The sequence below is a fragment of the Stenotrophomonas sp. STEN056 genome, from assembly GCF_056759635.1.
This window is the reverse complement of the sequence record NZ_JBRRDL010000028.1, coordinates 24,196-50,550: the sequence shown is the minus strand read 5'-3', so window position 1 is coordinate 50,550 and position 26,355 is coordinate 24,196. Positions and strand designations below refer to the sequence as shown.

General features: G+C 65.2%; 23 protein-coding genes and 1 pseudogene. 18 read left to right on the top strand and 6 right to left on the bottom strand.

All coding sequences use genetic code 11. The annotated features are described in order from the left end of the window. The first annotated feature begins 126 nt into the window (after positions 1-126). Positions 127-423: an EF-hand domain-containing protein gene (locus ACVOLO_RS14165; protein WP_481570954.1), complete on the top strand. Its 297-nt coding sequence runs from the start codon at positions 127-129 to the stop codon at positions 421-423. Positions 424-478: 55 nt separating this feature from the next. Beyond that, positions 479-1,018, top strand: coding sequence for a DUF411 domain-containing protein (locus ACVOLO_RS14160; protein WP_481570953.1), 540 nt, complete (start codon positions 479-481; stop codon positions 1,016-1,018). A 353-nt stretch (positions 1,019-1,371) separates the two neighbouring features. Here ACVOLO_RS14160 and ACVOLO_RS14155 read toward each other — a convergent pair whose 3' ends face one another. From ACVOLO_RS14155 to ACVOLO_RS14140, 4 genes are all read right to left on the bottom strand, one after another. After that, positions 1,372-3,192 carry a 2Fe-2S iron-sulfur cluster-binding protein gene (locus ACVOLO_RS14155; protein ID WP_481570952.1) on the bottom strand — a complete coding sequence of 607 codons (1,821 nt, stop codon included), beginning with the start codon at positions 3,190-3,192 and terminating at the stop codon, positions 1,372-1,374. After that, entirely contained in the window at positions 3,189-3,881 is a 693-nt protein-coding gene (locus tag ACVOLO_RS14150) for a PepSY domain-containing protein (RefSeq protein ID WP_481570951.1), read from the bottom strand. Before ACVOLO_RS14150 ends, ACVOLO_RS14155 begins: the two co-directional genes overlap by 4 nt. Positions 3,882-3,936: 55 nt before the next feature. Further along, positions 3,937-6,645, bottom strand: coding sequence for a TonB-dependent receptor (locus tag ACVOLO_RS14145; RefSeq protein WP_481570950.1), 2,709 nt, complete (start codon positions 6,643-6,645; stop codon positions 3,937-3,939). Between the two features lie 109 nt (positions 6,646-6,754). Continuing rightward, positions 6,755-7,150, bottom strand: coding sequence for a CopL family metal-binding regulatory protein (locus ACVOLO_RS14140; RefSeq protein WP_481570949.1), 396 nt, complete (start codon positions 7,148-7,150; stop codon positions 6,755-6,757). Between the two features lie 170 nt (positions 7,151-7,320). Between ACVOLO_RS14140 and ACVOLO_RS14135 the strand changes: the two genes are divergently transcribed. The 3 genes and pseudogenes from ACVOLO_RS14135 to ACVOLO_RS14125 form a co-directional block, all read left to right on the top strand. Beyond that, complete coding sequence (locus tag ACVOLO_RS14135; protein WP_481570948.1) at positions 7,321-7,584, top strand: hypothetical protein; 264 nt, start codon at positions 7,321-7,323, stop codon at positions 7,582-7,584. Continuing rightward, entirely contained in the window at positions 7,581-8,099 is a 519-nt protein-coding gene (gene gloA / locus ACVOLO_RS14130) for a lactoylglutathione lyase (RefSeq protein WP_481570947.1), read from the top strand. Before ACVOLO_RS14135 ends, gloA begins: the two co-directional genes overlap by 4 nt. A gap of 33 nt (positions 8,100-8,132) precedes the next feature. Further along, a pseudogene (locus tag ACVOLO_RS14125) lies at positions 8,133-8,278 on the top strand (VOC family protein); the annotation flags it as partial. Positions 8,279-8,414: 136 nt separating this feature from the next. On the opposite strand, the gene ACVOLO_RS14120 reads toward ACVOLO_RS14125, so the two are convergent. Both ACVOLO_RS14120 and glmS read right to left on the bottom strand, forming a co-directional pair. Then, positions 8,415-8,846 (bottom strand): CBS domain-containing protein, encoded by a 432-nt coding sequence (locus tag ACVOLO_RS14120; RefSeq protein WP_481570946.1) that lies wholly within the window; start codon positions 8,844-8,846, stop codon positions 8,415-8,417. Positions 8,847-9,373: 527 nt separating this feature from the next. Further along, positions 9,374-11,206, bottom strand: coding sequence for a glutamine--fructose-6-phosphate transaminase (isomerizing) (gene glmS / locus ACVOLO_RS14115; RefSeq protein ID WP_481570945.1), 1,833 nt, complete (start codon positions 11,204-11,206; stop codon positions 9,374-9,376). 215 nt (positions 11,207-11,421) lie between these two features. Between glmS and ACVOLO_RS14110 the strand changes: the two genes are divergently transcribed. The 13 genes from ACVOLO_RS14110 to ACVOLO_RS14050 all read left to right on the top strand — a co-directional run bounded on the left by ACVOLO_RS14110 (position 11,422) and on the right by ACVOLO_RS14050 (position 26,347). Further along, positions 11,422-12,690 (top strand): efflux RND transporter periplasmic adaptor subunit, encoded by a 1,269-nt coding sequence (locus ACVOLO_RS14110; protein ID WP_481570944.1) that lies wholly within the window; start codon positions 11,422-11,424, stop codon positions 12,688-12,690. A gap of 200 nt (positions 12,691-12,890) precedes the next feature. Further along, on the top strand, positions 12,891-13,613 hold the full coding sequence (locus ACVOLO_RS14105; protein WP_481570943.1) for an ABC transporter ATP-binding protein: 723 nt from the start codon (positions 12,891-12,893) through the stop codon (positions 13,611-13,613). Between the two features lie 15 nt (positions 13,614-13,628). Continuing rightward, the gene (locus ACVOLO_RS14100; protein WP_481570956.1) at positions 13,629-14,954 is read left to right on the top strand and encodes an ABC transporter permease; all 1,326 of its coding nucleotides are present in this window, start codon (positions 13,629-13,631) and stop codon (positions 14,952-14,954) included. A gap of 2 nt (positions 14,955-14,956) precedes the next feature. Then, positions 14,957-16,174 carry an ABC transporter permease gene (locus tag ACVOLO_RS14095; RefSeq protein WP_481570942.1) on the top strand — a complete coding sequence of 406 codons (1,218 nt, stop codon included), beginning with the start codon at positions 14,957-14,959 and terminating at the stop codon, positions 16,172-16,174. A 17-nt stretch (positions 16,175-16,191) separates the two neighbouring features. Further along, entirely contained in the window at positions 16,192-17,496 is a 1,305-nt protein-coding gene (locus ACVOLO_RS14090; protein ID WP_481570941.1) for an ABC transporter permease, read from the top strand. A 128-nt stretch (positions 17,497-17,624) separates the two neighbouring features. Beyond that, complete coding sequence (locus ACVOLO_RS14085; RefSeq protein ID WP_481570940.1) at positions 17,625-18,848, top strand: ABC transporter permease; 1,224 nt, start codon at positions 17,625-17,627, stop codon at positions 18,846-18,848. A 24-nt stretch (positions 18,849-18,872) separates the two neighbouring features. Beyond that, positions 18,873-20,186 (top strand): ABC transporter permease, encoded by a 1,314-nt coding sequence (locus ACVOLO_RS14080; protein WP_481570939.1) that lies wholly within the window; start codon positions 18,873-18,875, stop codon positions 20,184-20,186. A gap of 457 nt (positions 20,187-20,643) precedes the next feature. Beyond that, positions 20,644-21,867, top strand: a complete 1,224-nt coding sequence (locus tag ACVOLO_RS14075) for an ABC transporter permease (protein ID WP_481570955.1) — start codon at positions 20,644-20,646, stop codon at positions 21,865-21,867. 32 nt (positions 21,868-21,899) lie between these two features. After that, positions 21,900-22,394: a nuclear transport factor 2 family protein gene (locus tag ACVOLO_RS14070; protein ID WP_481570938.1), complete on the top strand. Its 495-nt coding sequence runs from the start codon at positions 21,900-21,902 to the stop codon at positions 22,392-22,394. After that, a complete protein-coding gene (locus ACVOLO_RS14065) occupies positions 22,391-23,722 on the top strand; it encodes an ABC transporter permease (RefSeq protein WP_481570937.1) in 1,332 nt (443 codons plus the stop codon). Before ACVOLO_RS14070 ends, ACVOLO_RS14065 begins: the two co-directional genes overlap by 4 nt. A gap of 13 nt (positions 23,723-23,735) precedes the next feature. Next, positions 23,736-24,311: a hypothetical protein gene (locus ACVOLO_RS14060; RefSeq protein ID WP_481570936.1), complete on the top strand. Its 576-nt coding sequence runs from the start codon at positions 23,736-23,738 to the stop codon at positions 24,309-24,311. Next, positions 24,218-24,949 carry an FtsX-like permease family protein gene (locus ACVOLO_RS14055; RefSeq protein WP_481570935.1) on the top strand — a complete coding sequence of 244 codons (732 nt, stop codon included), beginning with the start codon at positions 24,218-24,220 and terminating at the stop codon, positions 24,947-24,949. The genes ACVOLO_RS14060 and ACVOLO_RS14055 overlap by 94 nt, the downstream gene beginning before the upstream one ends. 54 nt (positions 24,950-25,003) lie before the next feature. Next, positions 25,004-26,347: a sigma-54-dependent transcriptional regulator gene (locus ACVOLO_RS14050; protein ID WP_481570934.1), complete on the top strand. Its 1,344-nt coding sequence runs from the start codon at positions 25,004-25,006 to the stop codon at positions 26,345-26,347. Positions 26,348-26,355: the final 8 nt, after the last annotated feature.

Sequence of the window (26,355 nt, the reverse complement as noted above, 5' to 3'; positions counted from 1 at the left end):
GGCCCCGCGCCGCCGGCTATGGTGCGCCCGCTGCCCTTTGCGGCGCCGGCTGGCGTATCTGGGGTGCAGCCCCGCGGGGGCCCGCCGCTGGGGGTGCCGCCCTCTCTTTCGCGTACGGACAACAACATGAAGATTCTGCACACCCTGCTGCTCGGCGCCGCCGCTGCGTTCATCCCGGTCGCACTGGCCAACGCACAACACGCCGGTCACGGCGCGCACGACCACAGCGCACACCAGGCCAAGCCGGCGGCCGCTGACAGCGACGCCATGTTCAAGCGTTTGGATGCCAACAACGACGGCTTCATCACCCGCCAGGAACTGCCGGCCAAGCACCCGTTGCTGCCGCATTTCGACATGAGCGATGCCAACCGCGACGGCAAGCTCGACCTCACTGAATTCAAGCGCGGCCTGTCCATGCTTTGATCTCTCCCGTCGCGCCGCGGTATCCCGGCGCGACCTTCTGCAAGGAACAAACACCATGAAAATCAAATCAAAGATGTCCCTCTACGGCCTGGCCCTGGCTGGCAGCACGCTGCTGATCAGCGCTTGCAACGCAACGCCTGCAACGTCCACCGTTGCCGCGACCACCGGCGCGGCCACGGCCGCGGTGGCCGAAGTTGCAGCCGCCGCAGTGAAACAAAACCTGCCCGTGGTCAGGGTTCACAAGGATCCGAACTGCGGCTGCTGCGGCGGCTGGGCCGAGCACATGCAGGCCGCCGGCTTCCCGGTGCAGGTCAACAACACCGACGACATGGGCACGGTGAAGGCACGCCTGGCCATTGCCGACAACATGATGTCCTGCCACACCGCGGAGATCGATGGCTACGTGATTGAAGGCCACGTGCCGGTAAGCGCCGTACAGAAGCTGCTGGCCGAGCGCCCGAAGGCCCGCGGCCTGGTACTGCCGGGCATGCCGATCGGCTCGCCGGGCATGGAATCACCGGATGGCTTCAGCCGCCCCTACACGGTTTCCCTGTGGGCCGAGGATGGCAGCTTGAGTGAGTTCACGAAGCACTGATGCGTGTGAGCGTTTGCCTGTGTAAGTAGTAGAAGGAGCGCAGGCATCACGCGCAACTGCAGCGTTAGCCCCTCTCCCATCTCGGGAGAGGGGTTGGGGAGAGGGCGCTCTTGAAGCAAATAGAGCAAGAAGCCCCCCTCTTCCGCCCTTCGGGCACCTCGCTCTGCGCCCCGGCTTCGCGTAACACGCGAAGCGTTCGCGCATGCACGAGCCAATGGCTCGTAAGCCGCATGTGCTCACCCCGCAAGGGGAGAAGGGAAGCAAGCATCACTAGCGCTCGTGCAGCACTAGCCCCTCTCCCGCGAGCGGGAGAGGGGTTGGGGTGAGGGCCGCTTTAACCACGCCCCCCGTCCTCAGATCTTGAAATCGTCATACGCAATCCGCGCCTCCTCGACGCCCAGCGTGCGCAGCAGCTGCCGCGTCGCTGCCAGCATCGCCGGTGGCCCGCACAGGTAGAACTCGCAACCGGCCAGATCCGGATGCGTGCGCAGCAGATCCTCATGAATCGCGTCATGCACGCGACGTGGTGAAGTTCCCTCCGCTTCGCCCGACCACACCGGATGCCAACTGAAGTTGGAATGCTGCTTGGCCAGCATCTCCATCTGCGTGGCATACGGGCAGTCACGCGCATTGCGGGCGCCATACCAGAAGTGGATGCGTTCACCGCCACCCTCTTCCAGGCGTTGCTGGATCATCGCCCGCAGCGGCGCCATGCCCGCACCCGCGCCGATGAATATCTTTTCGCGCTCCACACCGCTCAGGGCGAAATCACCAAACGGCCCGCTGTAACGCACACGGTCGCCTTCGCGCAGCGTGTACAGATAGGTGGAGCCCTTGCCGGGTGGATGGCGCTTGCTTTCCTGCCAGCCCGGGCTGAAACGCGCCAGCAGCACCAACTGCCCATCGCTCGCATTGACCGGCATTGCCAGCGAATACGAGCGCCGCACCGCTGCCTTGTTGTGCAGCGTCGCCGGCAACGGCAGTGGCTTCCAGTCATCGCGGTGATCGTCCGGATGCCACAGCGCGCTGCGCGGCAACTGGTACTCGGGCACATGCAACTGCAGGTAGCAACCCGGCTGGAACTGGGCATCGGCCGCGTGCTCGGGCTGCAGATGGATCTCGCGCAGGAAGGGCGTCACCGCCTCCACCTTGACCACCGTGGCCCAATGCTCGGTCCACAGGCTGGCGCCGCCGGCCACTTCGATTTCCAGGTCTTCGTTCACCGGCAGATTGCAGGCCAGGCGGCAACCCACTTTCAACTTGGCATCGGGCAGATGCGAGCGATCAGCCGCAGTGGCCTTGTCGGCGCCGCCACGCACGCGTACTTCGCATAGGCCACAGCTTTGCCCGCCACCGCAGTTCGATGGCAGGTTCACGCCTTCGCGCGCCAGGGCCACATAGACGCTGTCACCGTTGGCTGCCGTCACCGTGCGCAGATGCGCGCCGCCCGGGGCGAACACCATCAACTGGCGCTGCCTGCGCCAGCGGCGCGGGATGAATTCCTGCAGGTGGAAGCTGGCCACCAGCAGCCAGAAGCCGGTCAGCGCCAGCCACAGGCCACCAATGCCCACGCCCACCACCAACGGGTTGTTGAAGTTCACCCGCTCGGTGTAATCCATGATGTGCAACATCCAGAAGATGTCGAACAGGCGCCACGTCGCGGTGCGGTGCTCCATCACCTGGCCGCTGTGCGCGGACACATAGATCGTCGTGTCCTGTGCATCGCTGAAGTCCACGCGCCACACCGGGTCGGGGTTCGCGCGGGTTTCCAGCGTCTTGCCCAGGTACGTGGGCGTTGCCGGCACGCCATCACCACGATAGCTGGCCTGCGCCACCCGCAATGCCAGTGCGGCGTTGATGTCGATGCGCTGGCCATTGCGTGCATCAATCACCTCGGTGCCTTCCGGCGACTGCAGGCGATACACCGGCTGCTGCAACAACCAGCCACTGTCCAGCGTCGCCGCCGGGTGTTTGGCCGCGCGCAGCGCCTCGGCCGGGGACACGGTATCGGCCGGCCACGCCGGCATTTCCAGCGCCGGTGCACGCTGTGCACGGCCTTCAATCTTGTCCGGGTCGAGCAGGCTCATCATCAGGCCGCTGCCCAGCCACACCACGAACTGCAGGCCGATCAACAAGCCAACCCATTTGTGCAGGGTTCGCATCCAGGGCGTCATGCGGACCTCCGCTTGCCGAAGCTGTAGAACAGCAACCAGATGCCACTGAGCGCAAAACCCAGGCCGATGACCGAGGCGGCGCGCAGCAGGTTGTTGTTGACGTCGGTGCGGTTCTCGTAATCCATGATGTGGAACATCCACAGGAAATCGAACCAGCGCCACAGGCTGTGGCGACGCGCGAGCAATTCGCCGCTATCCGGCGACAGGTACAGCGTGGTGGCGCCACCGCCACTGAAATGCACCGCCCACATCGGCACCGGCCGGGTCTTGACCTCCGACGGCGCCTGGGTGATCCACTCCACCCGGGTGACCTGCCCTTCGCCCTGGTACAGCGAACGGGCCAGGGTGATCGCGCCCTCACGGTCCAGCTGCGGCACACGCTCGCCGCTGGCCGCATCGACCAGGAATTTCGTCCCGCCCTGCCGCACTTCATACACCTCACGTTCCAGCACGTGCTTGAGCCGGAACGACTGCAACTGCGGATAGCGCGCGACCAGCGCGTCGGCATCGATGCGCGCTGCCTGCGGCGGCAGCGGCTCGCCGTGCACGTGCGCAAGATGGTCGCCGTGGATCACGTCCAGCGGCACCACGGTCATGTACACGCCGCTGATCATCCACAGCAATGCCTGCACGCCGATGACCAGGCCGATCCATTTGTGGGCACGGCGTGCCCAGAATGCGGGTTTCATCCAATCTTCCTCAATCAATGCTGCGCCCCGCCGTCACACGGCGGGGCGCCTGCGGTCACCAGCGATAGCCGATGCGTGCATACCAGCGGCGACCCAGCAGATCGTAGGTCATGGTGTCAGTGTTGGCATCGGTGTAGCTCTGGATGAACGGCGCCTTCTTGTCGAAGACATTGTCCAGGCCCAGCGACACATCAAACGCCTTGCTCACCGCGTACTTGAGCTGCAGGTTGTGATAGAACACCGACGGCGCGTGATCACCGATGTCGCCACGCGATGCATTGATGTCCTCGGCACGGCCGATGTACTGCGTGGACCACGTGCCCGACCACTGGTCACGCGCCGCGTTCAGTGCCACAAGCCCGCGCCACTTGGTGTAGCTGCCGCGGCCGCCGGTGATCTTGCCGGCGTATTCGATCATCTCCGCACCGTCATAGGGACGCACGTCGTAACGCTGCAGGTAGGAGACGTCGGCGCTGACGCTGGCATCGAAACCGGCCACGTCGAACTCGTACAACGCACCCAGGTCAACGCCGGTAACCCGCTCGTTGGCCGCATTGACCGGCTGCGAGGACAGGAAGTCCACTTCGCCGGTGCGCGGGTTGCGGGTGAAGTTGCTGGCGTCGCAGAACGGGTGTGCCAGGCCCGGCGTGTTGTAGCAGATGGCCAGCTTGGTGGAACCGTCGATGCGCTGGATCGCGTTCTTGATGCGGATGTTGTAGTAATCCAGGGTCAGCGTGAGGCCGGACAGGAACGACGGCGTCCACACCACGCCCGCGGTGAACGAGGTGGCGTCTTCCGGTTCCAGTTCGGCATTGCCGCCGGCGGTGGTCAGGATGGTGTTGCCCGGCTGCACGTAACCGGCCGGCACGCCATAGGCCTGGCAGTTGCCGCGCACCACCGAATCGGCCGGCATCGCACTCCAGTTGCTGCACGGGTCGGTGGTGGTCAGGTTGCCCTCGGACACGCCGCCAAACAGCTCCGGGATGTTGGGGATGCGGAACGCGGTGGCGTAGGTGCTGCGCAGCTTCAGTGATTCATTGACCTGCCAGTCCAGGCCAACCTTGTAGTTGTAGTCACGCCCGAACAGGTCGTAGTCGGAGGCACGCCCGGCCAGGTTGAGGTACAGCGAATCGGCGATGACGCTGTCCTGCAGCAGCGGGATGGCCAACTCGGCGAACACTTCCTTGGCCGTGTATTCGCCGGCGATCGGGTCCTGCTGGTTGGTGTTGCCGATACCCATCACAGTCAGCGGATCGGGGTTGCGCCAGCCGCGCTCCTTGCGTACTTCCACGCCAGTGGCAAACCCCACCCAACCGGCCGGCAGTTCAAGAATCTGGCCGCTCAAGTTGGCGGTGAAGCTCTTCTGTTCGTTGCCGCCGGTATCGCGCGAGGAATACAGGATGTAGTCCAGCACTTCGCGGCTCAGATCGCCGTGGCCCAGGTAATCACCACAGGGAATGGCCGCACCCGGCACCGGGCTGCAGATGCTGCGGTTCAAGGTCTGGTCAACGCGATCCAGGTTGGCGACGTTGTCCGACGCATCCACGCCCGTGTTGCGTCCCCAGTTGAAGGCCGCCGACCAGTCCCAGCCGGTGCCGAACTGGCCCTTCACGCCCAGCAGGCCACGGAAGGTGTTGACCTCCTGCGAGAAATGGCGCGGGCCCGCTTCTTCCAGGCGACGGCGCTGCAGCAGCAGGTCCTGGCCGGTGGGGTTGGTGGGATGGTCAGCGGCAATGTTGATCGGGCGGTACACGCCCAGCCCGCCGGGCGCGGCCAGCTGGTCGGACTGGCGGTTGGTGTACATCAACTCGGTGAACACCGTGGTGTTCTCGCTGAGCTGGCTGTCGCCGAACACGCTCATGCTGATGCGCTTGATCGGGTTGACAGCGTTGAGCGTGGGGTTGCCGTTGTAGTTGTGCTTGGCCGCCGAGTACGGCTCGTAGAAGTCACCGTTGCCGCCGGCCACCTGGTTGAAGTTGACCCGGCTGCCGTCGGCCAGCAGCGCGCGGCCACCCACGGTGGTGGAACTGCCCGAGCAGACCAGCTTGCCGTCCACTTCGGCCAGGCCGCACGGTGCGCGCGAGCCCATGTTCACCGTGCCACCTTCGGCGTAGTTGATGCCCGCCATCAGCGAACCACGGTCACTGGTGACGCCCCAGGCGAAATCCACCGCGGTCTCGTCGCCGTCGCCCTTGGTGGTCTGGCCGTAGCGGACCGCCGCCTCGGCACCGTCGAAACCCTGCTTGGTGATGATGTTGACCACACCGGCCACCGCATCGGCACCGTAGATGGCCGAGGCACCGTCCTTGAGCACTTCCACGCGCTCGATCAGCGCCACCGGGATCATGTTCAGATCAACCGAGCTGTTGGCGCCGGTGCCGCCGTTGACGATGCGGCGGCCATTGAGCAGCACCAGAGTGCGGTTGATGCCCAGGCCACGCAGGTTCACCTGGGTGGTGCCGTAGCCGTTCTCGGCCCAGTAGGCATTGCTCTGGCTGCCGGCAAAACCGGCCGACGCCGGCAACCGCTGCAGCAGGGTTTCCACCGAGGTGGCACCGGAGCGCTCGATGGCTTCAGCATCAACCACGCTGACCGGGCCGACGCCGGACAACTGCGCGCGTTTGATGTGGCTGCCGGTGACCTGCACGGCATCAAGCGTGCGGGCGGCCTCGGCCTGGTTCTGTGTTTCCTGCGCCTGTGCGGCCTGGACGACGGCCACGCTCAACAAACTGCCGATGGCCACGGCCAGGGCATTGGACTTCATGTACATGTTCTCTCTCTCTCCCGCAGGGGAAGCTGTCTCTGGGCGATGTGCGTGCACGTTCATGCGCACACGGGGCACTGCTGCGTCAGGGGGACGCGTCGACCACAGCTCAGGCGATGGGAGGTCGGAATACCCGCGAGAGTTTGCTTGCCGGCAATTCCAGTACCGGCAACGCGGTATCGGGGGAGGCAGGTGGATGGGTACCGGCAAACAATGCCACCCGTGTGGGTGGATACAGCACCAGCACGCACACGCATTCGCAGCCCATGCTGTCCACGCATGTGCAATCGGCATGATGGCGGGCACCGCCCTCATTGCCATGGCCGGCATGTGCCGTGGCCGGTGTGGGCTCGGCGGGCGCGCAGTCCGCGTCCAGCATGCTGCCATCGGCAGCCACCTCGGCCAGCGAATCCAGCGCCATGCGCGCACCGGCCCATGCACCCAGCACGCCTTCTGCCGCAAGCACGCAGATCAGCAGCAATGGCAGCCAGAAACGGTACGGCATGGGGTTCCGGGTGGACCTCGTTATTTGTATATACATACAATGAATAGCGCGTCCGGACAAAGCCTGTCAACAACCCTGGCATCCGGCGTGTGTGTGTCCTTGGGTGCGCGCCTTGCGCGTGTGCCGGTACACCCCTTGTACCGGCGACGTCTGTGCCCTGTTCAAGCGCGATGCAATCGCACTTCAGTTGCAGGCATGACATCAATGACTATCCTGCGTCGCAGCATAGCCAGCGCATTCGTCAGCGCAAAGGTGCGTTAAGTCATGGCAGTGATGATTTTTTCTGTCGTCGTACGAAACCGCTGCTTTTGCCTGAAAAACAGGTTTCTCGTGTAACTTTTTTGCTGCCGGATTGCTTGCCGATGCAACTTGCAGATCGCATCATCGCAGTCCATTTCTCCCCCCCATTCACTGCAACAGGATGCAATCAATGACCGTTGAATCCCTCCGTCAGCAACCCGGCGTTGCCGCATCGGTTCCCGCCGAAACCCACGGCTTTGTGTTCAACCACACCATGCTGCGGGTCAAGGACATCCGCGCGTCGCTGGATTTCTACACCCGTGTGCTCGGCTTCCAGCTGATTGACCAGCGTGATTTCCCCGAAGCCGAATTCAGCCTGTACTTCCTGGCCTATGTGCCGGCCGGCACGCAGGTACCCGCCAATGACGACGAACGCCGCCGGTGGATGGCTGGCCTCCCCGGTGTGCTGGAACTCACCCACAACCACGGCACCGAGAACCAGGACGGCCCGGTCTACCACGACGGCAACAGCGACCCGCGCGGCTTCGGCCACATCTGCGTGTCGGTGCCGGACATCGAAACGGCCTGCGCGCGTTTCGAGTCGCTGCAGGTGCCGTTCCAGAAGCGCCTGAGCGATGGCCGCATGAAGAACCTGGCCTTCATCAAGGACCCGGATGGCTACTGGGTGGAGATCATCTCCAACACCTGAGCGCGAAGGAGATCGGAGGATCACGGCGTCTCGGGCATCGACAATGGCGCGCCCGGCGAACGCCCCTACCACCCCGGTAGCTACGCCGCCTTCGTGCTGGACCCGGACGGCAACAACATCGAAGTGGTCTAGCACGGCCCGGCGCTTACAGCGCCGATTCGGTGAAGCTCACGTTCTGATCCGCGTGAATGCCTGCGCCCGTACTCCACCGCAGCAAACCGATGGCGGGCAGTAGCCGGGCGAACAAAACGCATGCGGCCAAGTGCAGATGCACCTGGCCGCAATCAGATACCCGTTGAAGAATCGGCCGCTGCCTCAGTGCGCGGCCATGTAGATGTCCTGCAGCACGGCCTTTTCAAGCTCCAGCTCGCCCAGCAGGTTCTTCACGATATCGCCCAGGCTGAGGATGCCGACCAACTGGTTGCCTTCGGTGACCATCAGATGGCGGCGCCGCGAGTACGTCATCAGGGACATCGCCTGCTTCAGGCTGGCCTCCGGCGCGATGCCTTCCAGGCCGGTCGCCGGCAGGCTGGAGATCACCCTGCGGCCCGCCTGCGGACCATCGTCGGCCAGGGCACGCACGATGTCCTTCTCGGAAATGATGCCGACCGGGGCATCGTCTTTCATTATCACCAGCGCGGCGATCCTGTTCGCGCTCATCTTGTGCGCGGCGGCACCGATCGTGTCTTCGGTGTCGATGGTGATGACGGCTTCTTTCTTCGATTGCAGGAGTTCGCGGACGTTCATTCTTTCTTGCTTCCTGTTACAGGCCACTGAAGTCGGGTTGTGCTCTGCCGATACGTCCCTCCCCAGGAACAGACCTTCCAGCGCACGTTGGCACACCTGCCTGCATCGAGGTTCATCGGCAGGCGAAGTGCTGCATCGTGAACGCGGCTGGCACTACACGCGCCGGCCCCGGTCAACCCGATTCTACGTCTGCCTCCCGAGGGCGGAAGCCGCCACGGATGGGACGGTTCGTCGTGGAACCGGATGACGATCCGCAGCATCGCACCGCGAACGAAACCGGCACTGAACGCTCACCGCAGCCGCCGGGCCGGGCCGGGACGAATGTCGCCGCTCTTCATGAGGACATCGCCGTAGCCGGCCGCCCATCCTGTCGGCGAGGCCTGGCGCAATCCGATCAGCATGTGCTCGGACGCGCAAAGAAAAGCCCGGCTCAGGGCCGGGCTTCTTCACAGCGTCGGGGGAGAGAGAGAGAACCGGGCTGCTGGAAGGGATTATCCGCGGCCATGGTTACGCTTTCGTTACACCCGTTATTCCACAGTCACACTCTTGGCCAGGTTGCGCGGCTTGTCCACGTCGGTGCCGCGTGCCAAGGCCGTGTGGTAGGCCAACAGCTGCACCGGAATGGTATGCACCACCGGGCTGAGCACACCGGCATGACGCGGCGTGCGGATCACATGCACGCCTTCGGACGCATTGAAGTTGCTGTCCTGGTCGGTGAACACAAACAGCTCACCGCCACGGGCACGCACTTCCTGCATGTTGGATTTCACCTTCTCCAGCAGGCTGTCGTTGGGGGCGATGACCACCACCGGCATTTCCGCGTCCACCAGCGCCAGCGGCCCGTGCTTGAGCTCGCCTGCCGGGTAGGCCTCGGCGTGGATGTAGGAGATTTCCTTGAGCTTGAGCGCGCCTTCCAGCGCGATCGGGTAATGCAGGCCACGGCCCAGGAACAACGCGTTGGACTTGCCGGCAAAGCGCTCGGCCCAGGCGATGATCTGCGGCTCCAGGTTCAACGCATGCTGCACGCTGCCCGGCAGGTGGCGCAGCTGCTCCAGGTAGTCCGCTTCCTGCTCGGCGCTGACCTTGCCATGCAGCTTGCCCAGCACCACGGTCAGCTGGAACAGCGCCGCCAGCTGGGTGGTGAAGGCCTTGGTCGAGGCCACGCCGATTTCGGCACCGGCGCGGGTGTAGCAGACCAGTTCGCTGGCGCGCGGGATGGCGCTTTCCGGCACGTTGCAGATGGACAGCGTGTGCAGGTGGCCGAGCGACTTGGCGTACTTCAGCGCCTCCATCGTGTCCAGGGTTTCGCCGGACTGGGAGATGGTGACGATCAGGTGCTTTGGGTTGGCGTAGGCGGCGCGGTAGCGGTACTCGCTGGCGATCTCCACGCTGCATGGCAGGCCGGCAATGGCTTCGATCCAGTAACGCGCGGTCAGGCCGGCGTAGTAGCTGGTGCCGCAGGCCAGGATCTGCACGCCTTCCACATCCTTCAGCACCGCTTCGGCGTTTTTGCCGAACAGCGTGGCAGGGAAGCCACCGGCATCGATCGCCGCTTCGATGGTGTCACCGAGCGCGCGCGGCTGCTCGTGGATTTCCTTCTGCATGAAGTGGCGGTACGGGCCCAGTTCCAGCGAGGCCAGCGAAACATCGGACATGCGCTGCTCACGCTGCACAGGAGCGTCGTTGCCATCGAACACGCGCACGCCCTGGCGGGTCAGCTCGGCAGTGTCACCTTCTTCCAGGAACATCACCCGGCGGGTGGCCTGCAGGATCGCCGATACATCCGATGCAACGAAGTTTTCGCCGTCACCCAGGCCCACCAGCAACGGGCAGCCCATGCGCGCCACCACCATGCGCTCGGGCTCCTTGCGGCTGATCACGGCCAGCGCATAGGCGCCGGTGAGCTCCTTCACCGTGCGCTGCAAGGCGCCGAGCAGGTCGTCATGGTCTGCCTGCAGGTGGTGGTGGATGAGGTGGGCGATGACCTCGGTGTCGGTCTGCGACTCGAACACATAGCCCAGCGCGATCAGCTTCTCGCGCTGTTCTTCGTGGTTCTCGATGATGCCGTTGTGCACCAGCGCCACGCCGGCGCTGATGTGCGGATGGGCGTTGGATTCGGTGACGCCACCGTGGGTGGCCCAACGGGTATGGCCGATGCCCAGGCTGGCCTGGAACTGCTCGGCAGCTGCGGCGTTTTCCATCTCCGCCACACGGCCGGTACGGCGGACGCGACGGACCTCATTTCCATTCAGCACCGCGATGCCCGACGAGTCGTAGCCGCGATATTCCAGCCGCTTGAGTCCTTCAATCAGTACTGGAACCACGTCGCGATCAGCGATCGCTCCCACAATGCCGCACATAGCTCATCCGTCCACTTTGGTGATCGGACATTCTAAGTCAGCGATCCGGTCACGCAGCAGACATCGACGGACAAGTGGCCGGCGGACACTGTCCGCGAAAGTGTCCGCGGACACCCGGACACCCGCATCGCTCTATAAATGTTCAATAAATTCAATTAATTATAGTTGGCACGGGGCCTGCTTAATGGTTAGCAACCCTTGCAGCGAAGCCCCCGATGATCCGCGACACTTCCGCCCAGGACCAGGTTTCCACCCAGCGCCCGCAGCCCAAGTGGCGGCGGTGGCTGTGGCCCGCCGTTGCCACTGTCGTCGTTGTTGGCGGTATCGGCTATGTCGCCAGTGGCTGGCTCGGCGCCAGCCGCTCCTTCGATGGCGGGCGCCTGCGCATCGCCGAGGTCAGCCGCGGCGACCTGGTACGTGACATCGCCGCCGATGGCCGCGTCATCGCCGCCAACAGCCCTGTGCTGTACGCCATCTCCGCCGGCACGGTCACCTTGAAGGTGGTCGCCGGTGACGTGGTCAAGCAGGGCCAGGAGCTGGCGGTGATCGACAGTCCGGAACTGCGCAGCAAGCTGGCGCAGGAACAGGCCACCCTGGCCGGCCTGGAAGCCGAAGCCGGCCGCGCCGCGCTGGATGCCACGCTGGCGCGCGCCACCGGCGAGAAGATGTCCGACCAGGCCGGGCTGCTGCGCACCGCCGCACAACGCGACCTGGACCGCTACCAGCGCGGCTTCGACGGCGGCGCGGTGCCGCAGGTGGATCTGGCCAAGGCCCAGGACGAACTGAAGAAGGCCGAGATCGAACTGCAGCACGCCCATCAGGATGCAAGCCTGCAGAGCCGCGGTGCCGACCTGGACGCCCGCAACAAGAAGCTGCTGGCCGAGCGCCAGCAAGCCGTGGTGGATGAAGTGCAGCGCCAGGTCGATGCCCTGACCCTGCGCGCGCCGTTCGACGGCCAGGTTGGCCAGGTGCAGGCCACCCAGCACACCCAGGTGATCGCCAACGCGCCGGTGCTGGGCGTGGTCGACCTGTCGCGCTTCGAGGTTGAGATCAAGGTGCCGGAAAGCTTTGCCCGCGAGCTGGCGATCGGCATGCCGGCGCAGCTAACCAGTGGCTCGGGCCAGCCGTTCCCGGGCGAAATCTCCGCGGTGTCGCCGGAAGTGGTGAACGGTGAAGTCGTCGCCCGCATCCGCTTCTCCGACAAGCAGCCCGAAGGCCTGCGCCAAAGCCAGCGGATGAGCTCGCGGATTCTGCTGGACACCCGCAAGAACGTGCTCAAGGTCGAACGCGGCCCGTTCGTCGAGCAGTCCGGTGGCCGCTATGCCTACGTCGTCAACGGCAGCACCGCCACCCGTCGCCCGATCCAGACCGGCGTCAGCAGCCTGGGCGAAGTTGAAGTGGTGTCCGGCCTGCAACCCGGCGAAAAGATCGTTGTCTCCGGCGCGGACCTGTTCGGCGACAACGAGCGTGTATCGATCAATTGATTGAAGGCAGGGATTGGGGAGTCGGGAATCGGGATTGGAAACCGCTGCAGTCGTCCAGGTTGTCGTGCGTCCGGCCGTCACCGCTCCAGTCTTCAAATTCCATTCCCCGTCGCCGGCCCTGGCATCACCGATTCAAGCCCCGTCCAAGAACCCCGCTCCCGCTCCACCCACCACATTCCCCGTCGCTGAAAGGAATACCCATGCTCCAGATGCAATCCGTCTCCAAGGTCTTCCGTACCGAACAGGTTGAAACCCACGCGCTGCGCTCGCTGGACCTGCATGTGCGCGAGGGCGAGTTCGTCGCCGTCACCGGCCCGTCCGGCTCCGGCAAGACCACCTTCCTCAACATTGCCGGCCTGCTGGAAACCTTCACCAGCGGCCAGTACCTGCTCGATGGCCAGGACGTGAGCCACCTCGGCGATGACGCCCGCTCGCGCCTGCGCAACCAGAAGATCGGCTTCATCTTCCAGGGCTTCAACCTGATCCCCGACCTCAACCTGTTCGACAACGTCGATGTGCCGCTGCGCTACCGCGGCATGGCAGCCGCCGAGCGTCGCGAGCGCATCGAAAAGGCCCTGACCAGCGTCGGCCTGGGCTCGCGCATGAAGCACTACCCGGCCGAACTGTCCGGCGGCCAGCAGCAGCGTGCCGCCATTGCCCGCGCCCTGGCCGGCAGCCCGCGCCTGCTGCTGGCCGACGAACCGACCGGCAACCTGGACACGCAGATGGCGCGCGGGGTGATGGAACTGCTGGAGGAGATCAACTCCCAGGGCACCACCATCGTCATGGTGACCCACGATCCGGAGCTGGCCGCACGCGCGCAGCGCAACGTGCACATCGTCGACGGCCAGGCCACCGACCTGCTGCGCGAGCCGGTGCTGGCGCATGCCTCGCGCATCGCCGCAACCAACACGCAGGGCTGAGGACCCGGCATGTCCCTGCTCACGTACTACCTGCAACAAGGCATGCGCAGTCTGCGGCGCACGCCGGTGCTCACTGGCCTGATGGTGCTGTCCATCGCCGTGGGCATCGGCGCGTCGATGACCACGCTGACGGTGATGCACCTGCTCTCCGGCGACCCGTTGCCCGGACGCAGCCAGCACCTGTATTACCCGCAGGTGGACGCGTCCCCGCGTGGCGAGAAGGCGCGCAAGGACCCGCTGGACATGCTCGACTACACCTCGGCCATCGACCTGTGGCGCGATGGCCCGGCGCAGCGCAAGGTGTTGATCTCCGAAAGCCCGATCAAGCTGTCCGCGCCCGGCAGCAGCGCACCGGCCAGCATCACCGCGATGCTGGCCACCACGGCCGACTTTTTCCCGATGTTCCAGGTGCCGATGGCCCATGGCGCCGGTTGGTCGCACGAAGACGACCAGCGTCGGGCGCGCGTGGCCGTGATTTCGTGGGAGCTGAACCAGCGTCTGTTCGCCGGCAAGGACAGCGTCGGGCAGATGCTGCGCATCCGCGACAGCGAAGTGCGCATCGTCGGCGTGCTCAAGCCGTGGCGCCCGGCACCGCTGTACTACCGGGTTGCCGGTGGCCGTTTTGCACAGGGCGATACCGCCGACTTCTACGGTCCGCCGCAGGAAGTGATGGTGCCGTTCTTCACCGGCCTGCAGATCAACGCCGGCAACTTCCGGCAGTTCACCTGCTGGGGATTGCCCGAGCAGCCCGGCCACCTGGAGAACAGCAACTGCGTGTGGCTGCAGCAATGGGTGCAACTGGACACCCCGGCCCAGGTCGCGGCCTACGAACAATTCCTGCAGGGCTACGCACAGCAGCAGCACCAGCTCGGCCGCATCAGCCAGCCGGAGCTGACACGCCTGTCCAGCCTGATGCAGTGGCTGGACTTCAACGGCGTGGTGCCGCGTGACGTGCGCCTGCAGGCGTGGATGGCGGTGGCCTTCCTGGGCATCTGCCTGTTCAACACCATCGGCCTGTTGCTGGCCAAGTTCCTGCGCCGCACCAGCGAAATCGGCGTACTGCGTGCCCTCGGCGCCACCCGCGCGATGGTGTTCCAGCAATGCCTGATGGAAGCGGCACTGATCGGCTTTGCTGGTGGCATCGCCGGGTTGCTGTTGACGCTGTTTGGTTTGTGGAGCGTGCGCCAGCAGCCGCTGGCCTATGCCGACATGATGCAGCTGGACCTCACCATGCTCGGCGTCACCCTGCTCGCATCCATCGTCACCACGTTGTTGGCGGGACTGCTGCCGGCGCTGCGCGCCGCCCGCATCGACCCTGCCCTGCAGATCAAGGCATTGTGAGCATGGACATCAAACCCATCCTGGCCACGCTCTCGCGTCACCGCGTCGCGGCCTCCCTGATCACCCTGGAAATCGCACTGGCCTGTGCCGTGCTGTGCAATGCGCTGTTCCTTGCGGTTTCACGCATGGACATGATCGGCTTGAACAGCGGCGTGGATGAATCCACCGTTGCCACGCTCAGCCTTGACGGCTGTGACGGTTGCGAGCCGGCCGATCTCAACGGCCGCTGGTTGCAGCAACTGCGCGGCCAGGCCGGCGTGCAGGCGGTGGGCGTCGCCAACGCGGTGCCGTTCGGCCCGCGCGCCGGTGTCGCCGGCATCACCCTGGACCCGGAAGGCAAGCACTTCGGTGGCGTCCCGCATTTCTATCTGCTCGACCCCGGCGCCATCGAGGTGATGCAGCTCAAGCCGATACAGGGCCGCAGCTTCAACGATGCCGATTTCCAGGACGCCGACAACTTCCTGCCGCAGAGCGCTCAGGTGTGGATCACCCGTGCCTTTGCCGACCACCTGTGGCCCGGTGAATCGCCGCTCGGCAAGCAGTTCTGGATGAGCAAGCACCAGCTCACCGTCGCCGGCGTGCTGGAGCATTTCGCCCGGCCTGACCCCGGCCGCAGCGAAGACGGCGTGGCCGGTGCGCAGTATTCGGTGATCGTGCCGGTCACCACCCACAGCCAAAGTGGCACCTATGTGCTGCGCGCCAATGCCAGCGACCTGCCACGCATCATCAGCGATGCAATCGCCGCTGCGCCCAAGGTAACGCCCGACGCCATCCTGTCGGTGGACAACAGCCGGCCGTTGACGCTGCTGCGCGATACCTACTTCCAGCAGGACCGCGCCATGACCCGTCTGCTGCTGGGCGTTTGCCTGGCAATGCTGCTGGTCACCGCGCTGGGCATCATCGGCCTGGCCAGTTTCTGGGTGCAGCAGCGCACCAAGCAGATCGGCATCCGCCGCGCCCTGGGCGCCACCCGCCGGCAGATCATCGGTTACTTCCAGACCGAGAACTTCCTGCTGACCAGCATCGGCATCGTGCTCGGCATGCTGATGGCCTATGCCGGCAACCAGTTGTTGATGCAGTACTTCGAGATCCCGCGGCTGCCGCTGTACTACCTGCCCCTGGGAGCCGCATTGCTGTGGCTGCTCGGGCAGGCGGCCGTCATCGGCCCAGCCCTGCGTGCCGCGGCCATCCCTCCCATCGTCGCCACACGCAGCGCCTGACCGACCAAGGAACGCTCATGTTCAGCTATTACTTCAAACTTGCAGTCCGCAGCTTTGGCCGCAACAAGATCCTCACCGCGCTGATGGTGCTGGCCATTGCGCTGGGCATTGGTGCAGCGATGACCACCCTGACCGTGTTCAAGGTGCTCTCCGGCGATCCCATCCCGCACAAGAGCGACCGCCTGTTCTACGTGCAGCTGGACCCCCACAACCGCGAAGGCTACGTGCCGGGCGAGGAACCGGAGATGCAGATGACCCGCTTCGATGCCGAAGAACTGCTGCGCCAGAAGAAGGCACCGCGCCAGGCCATGATGACCGGCGGTGGCGGCATCATTGATCCACGCGTGGATGCGCTCAAGCCCTTCAGCATCAACATGCGCTACACCTCGGCAGACTTCTTCCCGATGTTCGACACCCCGTTCGCGTTCGGCCAGGGCTGGAGCAGCGAGCAGGACCAGGGCCGTGGCCGCGTCGCGGTGATCAGCGCCACGCTCAACGAAAAGCTGTTCAAGGGTGCCAACAGCGTGGGCAAGGACGTCCTCATCGAAGGCGATGCCTTGCGCATTGTCGGCGTGCTGAAGGAATGGAAGCCGGCGCCGAAGTTCTACGACCTGTACGCAGGCAAATTCGATTCGGAAGAAGACGTGTTCGTGCCCTTCAGCACCGCGCTGGAGCTCAAGCTGGGCCGCAATGGCAGCATGAACTGCTTTGGCCGCGAGCTGGTCAATGACGCGATGGCACTGAACGTCCCCTGCGCCTGGATCCAGTACTGGGTGGAGTTGGATTCGCCCGCCGATGCCTCCGGCTTCAAGGGCTACCTGGACAACTACTCCGAGCAGCAGCGTGCCACCGGCCGCTTCGAGCGCCCGGCCAACACCCGCCTGCGCAACGTGATGGAACTGATGGAGTACCGCAACGCGGTGCCGGGCGACGTGCGCCTGCAGATGTGGCTGGCCTTCGGCTTCCTGCTGGTGTGCCTGGTCAACACCGTCGGCCTGCTGCTGGCCAAGTTCCTGCGCCGCAGTGGCGAGATCGGCGTGCGCCGTGCGTTGGGCGCAAGCCGTACGGAAATCTTCAAGCAGTGCCTGGTCGAAGCCGGCACGATTGGTTTGGCCGGTGGCCTGCTGGGCCTGGTGTTCGCGCTGTTCGGCCTGTGGGCGGTGCGCCAGCGCCCAGCCGAGTACGCCTCGCTGGCCCACCTGGACGGCACGATGCTGCTGCTCACCTTCGTGCTTGCGGTCCTTGCAAGCATGTTGGCCGGCATCCTCCCGGCCTGGCGCGCCATGCAGGTGACTCCGGCACTGCAACTCAAGAGCCAGTGACGCCATAACCCCCCTCCCTTGCGCGACGCGCAGGGGAGGTCTGGGAAGGGGTGCTTTCAGCAGTTGCAGCCGCCCTCGCCTCCCAACCAAACCCCATTCCCAGCTCCACGCTCCCCCGGAGAAACCTCATGGACATCCGCCCCATCCTCTCCACGCTGACGCGGCACAAGACCGCCGCCGCGCTGATCGTGCTGGAGATCGCGCTGAGCTGCGCAATCATCTGCAATGCACTGTTCATCGTCTCCCAGCGCGTGGAAACCATGCAGCTGGCCAGCGGCATTGATGACGACAAACTGATCGAGATCGGGCTCAGCGGCATCGGCGAGCAAGTCGATGCCGATGCACGCACCGTCGAGGACATCGCCTCGCTGCGCGCCATCCCCGGCGTGGAGAGCGTGGCCATCGTCAACCAGATGCCGTTCCAGGGCGGCTCCTGGAACACCTCGCTTGCGGCCAGCACGGACCCCGACGCACAGTCGGTCAACGGCGCCCAGTACATGGTCGGCGAGAACACGCTCAAGACCCTGGGCATCCAGCTCGTTGCCGGCCGCGATTTCAACGCCGACGAATACCAGAGCAGCGACGTGCTGGAGAAGGTGGAAGACCTCGGCTCCCTGCGTGCGCCGGTGATCCTTACCGAAGCGATGGCCAAGCAGTTCTTTCCCGGGGGCGATGCCATCGGCAAGACCCTGTACATGGCGAACATCCCGGTCACCATCGTCGGCGTGGCCAGAACCCTGCTGCGCCCGAACATGCAGAGCAACAACCGCACCCATTCGATCATCTTCCCGATCCGGATGAACTTCGCCAACGGCGGCCGCTACATCATCCGCACCAGCGAACCGGCACGCCGCGACGAGATCCTCAAGCAGGCCCTTGCCGCGCTGGACAAGAACGATCCCAACCGGCTGGTCCTGACCAAGCAGACCATCGAGGAGAAGCGCACCAAACACTTCGCCAATGACCGCGACATGATCGGCCTGCTGCTGATCGTCAGCGGCCTGCTGTTGCTGGTGACCGCGCTGGGCATCATCGGCCTGGCCAGCTTCTGGGTACAGCAGCGCACCAAGCAGATCGGCATCCGCCGTGCCCTGGGCGCTACCCGCGGGCAGATCCTGCGCTACTTCCAGACCGAGAACTTCCTGCTGGCCGGCATCGGCATCGTGGTCGGCATGCTGCTGGCCTACCTGCTCAACCAGTGGTTGATGGGCCGCTACGAGCTGCCGCGCCTGCCGCTGCTGTACCTGCCAATCGGTGCGGCTGCGCTGTGGCTGCTGGGGCAGGTTGCGGTGTTCGGCCCGGCCCGCAAGGCCGCCGCCATTCCGCCGGCCGTGGCCACCCGCAGCACCTGAGTACGGACGATCAAGGGGGACCGCATGCTCGGCTACTACCTGCAACTGGCGCTGCGCAGCTTCAGCCGCAACAAGGTGCTGACCACGTTGATGGTATTGACCATCGCCGTCGGCATCGGCGCGACGATGACCACGCTGGCCGTGTACTTCGTGCTCTCGGGTGATCCCATTCCACACAAGAGTGCGCAGTTGTTCTATCCGCAGCTGGAGCCACGCAGCCTCGGCAAGAACGCCACGCTGGACAAGGATCCGCTGAAGCAGATGAGCCGCTACGACGCCGAGGAACTGTTGCGGCAGAAGCGTGCCGATCGCCAGGCGGTGATGAGCGGTGGCTCGGTGACCTTGCAGCCCGGCGGCAACATCACCCAACCGTTCCGTGTCTCGGCCCGCTACACCTCGGCCGATTTCTTCCCCATGTTCGACGTGCCGCTGCTCGGCGGCAGCGCATGGAGCAACAAGGACGATGACGACCATGCACGCGTGGCCGTCATCCATCGCACGCTGGCTTCCAGGCTGTTCGGCACGGAGGAGGCCGTCGGCCGGGAACTGCGCTTGCCGCAAGGCACCTTCCGGGTCGTCGGTGTGTCGGCAGACTGGAAGCCAGCCCCTCGTTTCTACGACCTGAGCAACCAGCGCTACGGCGCGGTGGAGCAGGTCTTCCTGCCCTTTTCCACCTCGCGCGACCTGCGGCTGGATACACAGGGCAGCGTGAACTGCTGGGGCATCAGCAATGACGAAACCGAAGGCAACTACAGCCTCAACGCGCCATGCGCGTGGCTGCAGTACTGGGTGGAGCTGGATACGCCGCAGAAGGCCGCCGACTACCTGAAGTACCTGGCCGACTATTCCGATACACAGCGCGCAAGTGGACGCTTCGAGCGCCCCAACAACGTGCGCCTGCTCAACGTGATGGGCTGGCTGGATTTCAACCGCATCGTGCCCAACGACGTGCGCCTGCAGATGTGGCTGGCGTTCGGCTTTCTGCTGGTGTGCATGATCAACACCGTCAGCCTGTTGCTGGCCAAGTTCCTGCGCCGCAGCGGCGAGATTGGCGTGCGCCGCTCATTGGGCGCATCGCGCAGCGACATCTTCAAGCAGTGCCTGGTCGAAGCCGGCACCATCGGCCTGCTCGGCGGCGCCATCGGCCTGGGGCTTGCCGCCGTCGGCCTGTGGTTGATCCGCCAGCAACCGGATGAGTACGCACGCCTGGCGCACATGGACCTGAGCACGTTGTGGCTGACCTTTGCCCTGGCGCTGCTGGTCAGCCTGTTGGCCGGGTTGTTGCCGGCCTGGCGGGCGATGCGCATTCCGCCTGCGTTGCAGCTCAAGAGCCAATGAGGTGGAGAGCATGATGAAGATCGGCAGGATGGGCGTGTTGCGGCTGGTGCGTGTGCGTGTGCAAACAGCCCCCCTCCCCAACCCTCCCCTGCGCTACGCGCAAGGGAGGGGGCAAGAGCGGACTTCGCCGCGGCCTGACAACGCACAAGAGACCACTCCCTCCCTTTGCCGCAGGCAAGGGGAGGGTTGGGGAGGGGTGCCGTTGCCGTGCTCTTCCCTCCACGCAAGCAACCACCAGAGCGAAGCTCATCCACTTCCGCCGGATCGCAGGAACCAGCGGAGAGGAACCAACAACCCGCGGGCGCAGAGCCAAGCTGCACACGCTGCGGTTGCTGGTTCCTCTCCACTGCTTCCTGGCATATCCACTGTTTTGCAGACCCCGCTTCGGCATTCCTCCGCACCCAGCTTCTGAACACTGGGCAATGCATCGCAGCCCAACGGTCCAAGGAGAACGACCATCGACATCCGCCCCATTCTCATCACGCTGTCCCGGCACAAGACCGCCGCGCTGCTGATCGTGCTTGAGATCGCGCTGAGCTGCGCCATCATCTGCAATGCGGTGTTCATCATCAGCAACCGCATCGCCGAGTTGCAGCTCGACAGCGGCGTGGCCAATGACGAGCTGGTCTATCTGGCGACCAGCAGCCTGTTGCCCGACGTCAACATGGACGCCCTGCGCAAACAGGACGTGCATGCACTTTCATCCGTGCCCGGCGTGAAGGCCGCCAGCAGCGTCAACCAGGTTCCCTACGGCGGCAACATCTGGGGTTCGGATGTGCGCCTGGAAGCGGGCCAAAACCGGCCCAGCGTGCATGCCTCGCTCTACATGGACGATGGCCAGTTGTTGCAGACACTCGGCGTGCAGGTTCTCGAAGGGCGCGCTTTCAATGCCGACGAGTATCTGGAAAACAGTGCGTTCGATCCCAACCGGATCGGCTCGTCGGTTCCGGCCATCCTGCTGGGCAAGTCGCTGGCCCGAAGCTTGTTCCCCGGCCAGAGCGCCGTCGGCAAGCATGTCTATGTGTGGGGCGAAAACCAGCCGCCCTCGCCGGTGGTTGGCGTGGTCAGCGACCTGATGACGCCCGGCGAAGCCGGCACCTTCGCCAATCGCTATCACTCGATGGTGTTCCCGATCCGCGTCTCCAATGGCGCCTATGTACTGCGCACCACATCGGACCAGCGCGACGCCGTGCTGGCTGCTGCCGTCACCGCACTCAACCGCACCGACCCCAACCGCATCATCGAGCAGAAGGACACGCTGGAAAAAATGCGTGCCGACTTCCATCGCCGCGACCGCGCGGTGATCTGGCTGCTGCTCGCCGTATGCCTTGCACTGCTGGCGGTGACCGCGTTCGGCATCATTGGCCAGGCCAGCTTCTGGGTGCAGCAACGCACCAAGCAGATCGGCATCCGGCGGGCGCTGGGCGCCACCCAACGGCACATCCTGCGCTACTTCCAGCTGGAGAATTTCATTCTCAGCAGCGCCGGCATCGTCATCGGCCTGTTGCTTGCCTATGGCTTGAACATGCTGCTGATGAGCCGCTATGAACTGCCACGCCTGCCGTTGAGCTACCTGCCCGCCAGCGCCCTGCTGCTGTGGGTGCTCGGCCAGGTGGCCGTGTTCGGCCCGGCGCGCCGTGCCGCCGCCGTGCCACCGGCCGTGGCCACGCGCAGCGCATGATCCTTCAAAAGCCCCTTCTCCGGTTCGCTCCCATGAACAGACATCTGCTGACCTTGTTGCTTGCGCTGGCGCCGCTGGCGGTTCCCACCGCTTCCGCCGCGGACACTCCAACCCCGTCGCTGCAGGACACCATTGCCGCGCTGGATTTCCAGGTGTTTGACAGCTTCAACCGCTGCGCCGATCCCGCACAGCTGCACAAGCATGCCGGCTACTTCGACCCGGCGGTGGAGTTCTATCACGACACCGGCGGCGTCACCTGGACCCGCGAGGCCATGCTCGCCAACACCCGCAAGCATGTCTGCGGCAACTTCACCCGTGAGCTGATTCCAGGTTCTCTGGAAGTGTTTGCAATCAAGGATTTCGGCGCACTCAGCCGTGGCCAGCACCGTTTCTGCGACAGCCAAACCCACCGCTGCGACGGCCTGGCCGACTTCACCATCCTCTGGCGGCAGCAGCAGGGGCAATGGCAGATCACCCGCGTGATGAGCTATGCGCATCGCGCCAACAGGCAGGAGCCGAACCATTGAATTACACGCTTGAAACCGGCTTGCGCGGCTGTGCGCGCCATCCACGCACGATGGCCCTGGTGGTGCTGACGCTCGGCCTGGGCCTGGCCTCGGTGATGACGATGCTGACCCTGCTCTCGGTGCTGGGCGCTGATCCGTTGCCTGGCGTCAGCCACAAACTGCACATTGCCTGGGCGGATTCCCGCGCGGCGGCAAGAAGTGGCGAAACCGACAGTTATGGGGATGGCTCGCCGATCCCACCGCTGTGGAAACTCTCCGATGCGCGCGCCATGCAGCAGCTGCGCCCGGACATCCGCCAGGTGGCACTGGTGACCGCGCCGGTGACCGTCAGCAGTACCGACGGCAGCAAACAGAAGAATGTTTCGGCCGCCATGGCACTTGGCCCGATGCTGCCGATGTTCGATGTGCCATTGCGCCATGGGCGCTTCTGGACGCCGGAGGAAGAAGCCTCGCGTGTGCCGGTGGTGGTCATCAGCCGCGCCTTGAGCGAACGCCTGCTCGGCCGCGAAGATGGCACCGGCGGCGAAGTGCGGCTGGGCAATCACAGTTTCCGCGTCATCGGCATCAGCGAGCGCTGGGCGCCACGGCCGCGCCCGCACTTCCTGCCCGCCAGCGATGCCGGTTGGCGCGGCGATGGCGATGAAGTGTTCCTGCCGGCCGAGGCCGCACTGGCATCGGGCATTGAAATCAGCAGTACCCGTATCTGTGACGGCACCGGCTTTGGCGGCTTCCGCTTCGACCAGGTCAACGTCGAGCAGTGCCGCTGGCTGGTGTTGTGGGCCGAGCTGGAAGATGCGCAGCAGCAGCGCAGCTATGCGCAAAGCCTGCAGGCCTTCGCCGCCGACCGTCACGCCGCCGGCATCTTCGCGCGCCCGGCCTTCACCCGCCTGTTGTCGATGCCGCAATGGCTGCACCACAACCGCGTCGTACCCGACAGCGTGCGCCTGAACCTGTGGCTGGCCATCGGCCTGCTGGTGCTGTGCCTGGTCAACGTGGCCGGGTTGCTCGCTGCGCGCTTTCTGCGCCGCTCCAGCGAATACGGCGTGCGTCGCGTGCTCGGCGCACCCCGCCGCGCCATCATCGCCGCCTGCATGGTGGAGTCCACCTTCGCCGGCCTGCTCGGCGGTGCCATGGCCCTGCCCCTGACGCTGGCCGGCTTGTGGCTGATGCGGCAGCAGGGTGAAGCCTACGCACCACTGGCGCGGCTCAATCCCAGCCTGTTCCTGCTGCTGGTGCTGCTGGCCCTGCTCACCGGCCTGCTGGTTGGCCTGCTGCCGGCCATCCGTGCCGCTCGCCAGGAGCCTGCACTGCAGGTAAAAACGCTATGAACGGGACCGCCGCATGAACTTTCTTCTTTCCCCCCTGCGCCGCCACCCGCTGATGCCGTGGCTGATCGTGCTGCAGATTGCCGTGGCCAGCGCCATTCTCTGCAACACCCTGTTCCTGCTGGTGCAACAGGCCGGCCCCCTGCTGGTGGACGATGGCATCGCCCGCAACGAAGTCATCGTCGTGGACCAGTTGGTCAACGGCGGCGGCAACTGGTCAGCCTCTCAAGCCCGTGCCGGTGCCGACGCCCTGGCCGCCATTCCCGGGGTGAAGCGCGCCTCTGCGGTTGTGGGTGCGCCGATGCGGCAGACCCTGACCATGGTCTACGACATCAAATCGGCCGCCGGGCCAACGGTGCTGGTCAGCGGCTTCATCGGCGACCGGCTCATCGACACACTGGGCCTGCAGCTCAGCCGTGGCCGCGACTTCCTCGACGAGGAATACAGTGACCTGCAACTGGGCGATGGCGATGACAGTGCGACCACGCCGGTCATCCGTTGGCGCGCACCTTGTTCGGCGATGACAACCCGGTGGGTCAGCCACTCACTGCCGGCGACAACAGCGGCCACTACGTGGTGGTCGGTGTCGTAGCGCATTTGATGCGCTATCAACTGGCCGAGCTGGACGACGGCAAAGCCGAGTACGCCATCCTGCTGCCACGCCGTGCCGCAGGCCTGCCGATGCTCAGCTTTGTCATCCGTGCCGACGCCGCGCAGCGCGAGGCGGTGCTCAAGGCCGTACCCGGCGTATTGCAGAGCACCTACGGCGGGCAGATGGCCAAAGGTTTCGCGCCGGTCGTGGCCGATTACGAACAACTGCGGGCGGACGGCCTGCGCACGCGTCGTGCCGCAGTGTGGCTGCTGGTCACCGTCAATGCGGTGGTCGCCACCATCACCTTGATCGGCATCGCCAGCCTGAGCGGCTACTGGATCCAGCAGCGCACCCGCCAGATCGGCATCCGCCGTGCCCTGGGGGCCACGCGTGGGCAGATCCTGCGCCACTTCCTGGCCGAAAACCTGCTGCTCACCGGCGTCGGCCTGTTCGGCGGGCTGCTGCTGGCGGTGCTGATCAATCAATGGTTGATGCAGCACTACGAACTGGCACGTCTGCCGCTGGTCTATCTGCCCGCTGCGGCCCTGCTGCTGGCCGCGCTCGGCCAGCTGGCGGTGCTGCTGCCGGCACGCCGCGCCGCGCGCCTGCCACCTGCCAGCGCCACCCGCAGCGTGTAATGTGCTGACTTCGCCGACGTACCGGCACCTGTCCACCGCTTCCCGTGACCCCTGATGCCGCAGATCCTGATCATCGACGACAACACCGCCGTGGCCACCGCGCTGGACGTGCTGTTCTCCCTGCATGACATCGAAACCCGCCACGCCACCTCGCCCGAGCAGGGGCTGGCGATGCTGTCCGAGCAGGAGTTCGACCTGGTCCTGCAGGACATGAACTTCACTGCCGACACCACCTCCGGTGAAGAAGGCCAGGCCCTGTTCCGCCACATCCGCGACGCGCACCCGGACCTGCCGGTGATCCTGCTGACCGCCTGGACGCACCTGGACAGCGCAGTGGAGCTGGTCAAGGCCGGCGCCGCCGACTACCTGGCCAAGCCCTGGGACGACGGCCGCCTGCTGACCACCGTCAACAACCTGCTGGAGCTGGCAGAAACCCGCCGCGAGCTGGCCCGCCGCCGCCAGCGCGAGCTTGCCCAGCGCAAGCGCCTGCATGAGCGCTATGACCTGCGTTCACTGGTGTTTGCCGACCCGGCCAGTGAACGTGTGATCGCACTGGCATGCCAGGTGGCACGTTCGGAGCTGCCGGTGCTGATCACCGGGCCCAACGGCGCCGGCAAGGAAAAAATCGCCGAGATCATCCAGGCCAACTCGGCCCACCACAAAGGCCCGTTCGTGGCATTGAACTGTGGCGCCATTCCCTCCGAGTTGATCGAGGCGGAACTGTTCGGTGCCGAGGCCGGCGCCTACACCGGCGCCAACAAGGCACGCGAAGGCAAGTTTGAAGCGGCCGATGGCGGCACGCTGTTCCTGGACGAAATTGGCAACCTCTCGCTCACCGGCCAGATGAAGCTGCTGCGCGTGCTGGAAACCGGCCGCTTCGAGCGCCTGGGTTCCAACCGCGAGCGCCAGGTCAAGGTGCGCGTGGTCAGCGCCACCAATGCCGACCTGCCGACGATGATCCGCGATGGCAGCTTCCGCGAGGATCTGTACTACCGCCTCAACACCGTGGAGCTGGCACTGCCACCGCTGGCCGAGCGCCGCGAGGACATCCTGCCGCTGGCCCGGCACTTCCTCGGCGACGATGGCAAGGCCCTGTCGTCGCAGGCGGCACAGGCGCTGCAGCGGCACAACTGGCCAGGCAACGTGCGTGAACTGCGCAACGTGATCCAGCGCGCCAGCCTGCTCGCACAGGGTGCGCGCATTGAAGTGGCCGACCTCAACCTGCCGCGTGCCCAGTCGCGCCCCGTCACCCTCGGCGCCGAGGAACCCGACCGCGCGCGCATCATTGCAGCGCTCGAACATGCCGGCGGCGTCATCGCCCAGGCCGCCGCCGAGCTGGGCCTGAGCCGCCAGGCGCTGTACCGGCGCATGGATCGCCACGGCATCCCGCGCGAATGAGAATGCCC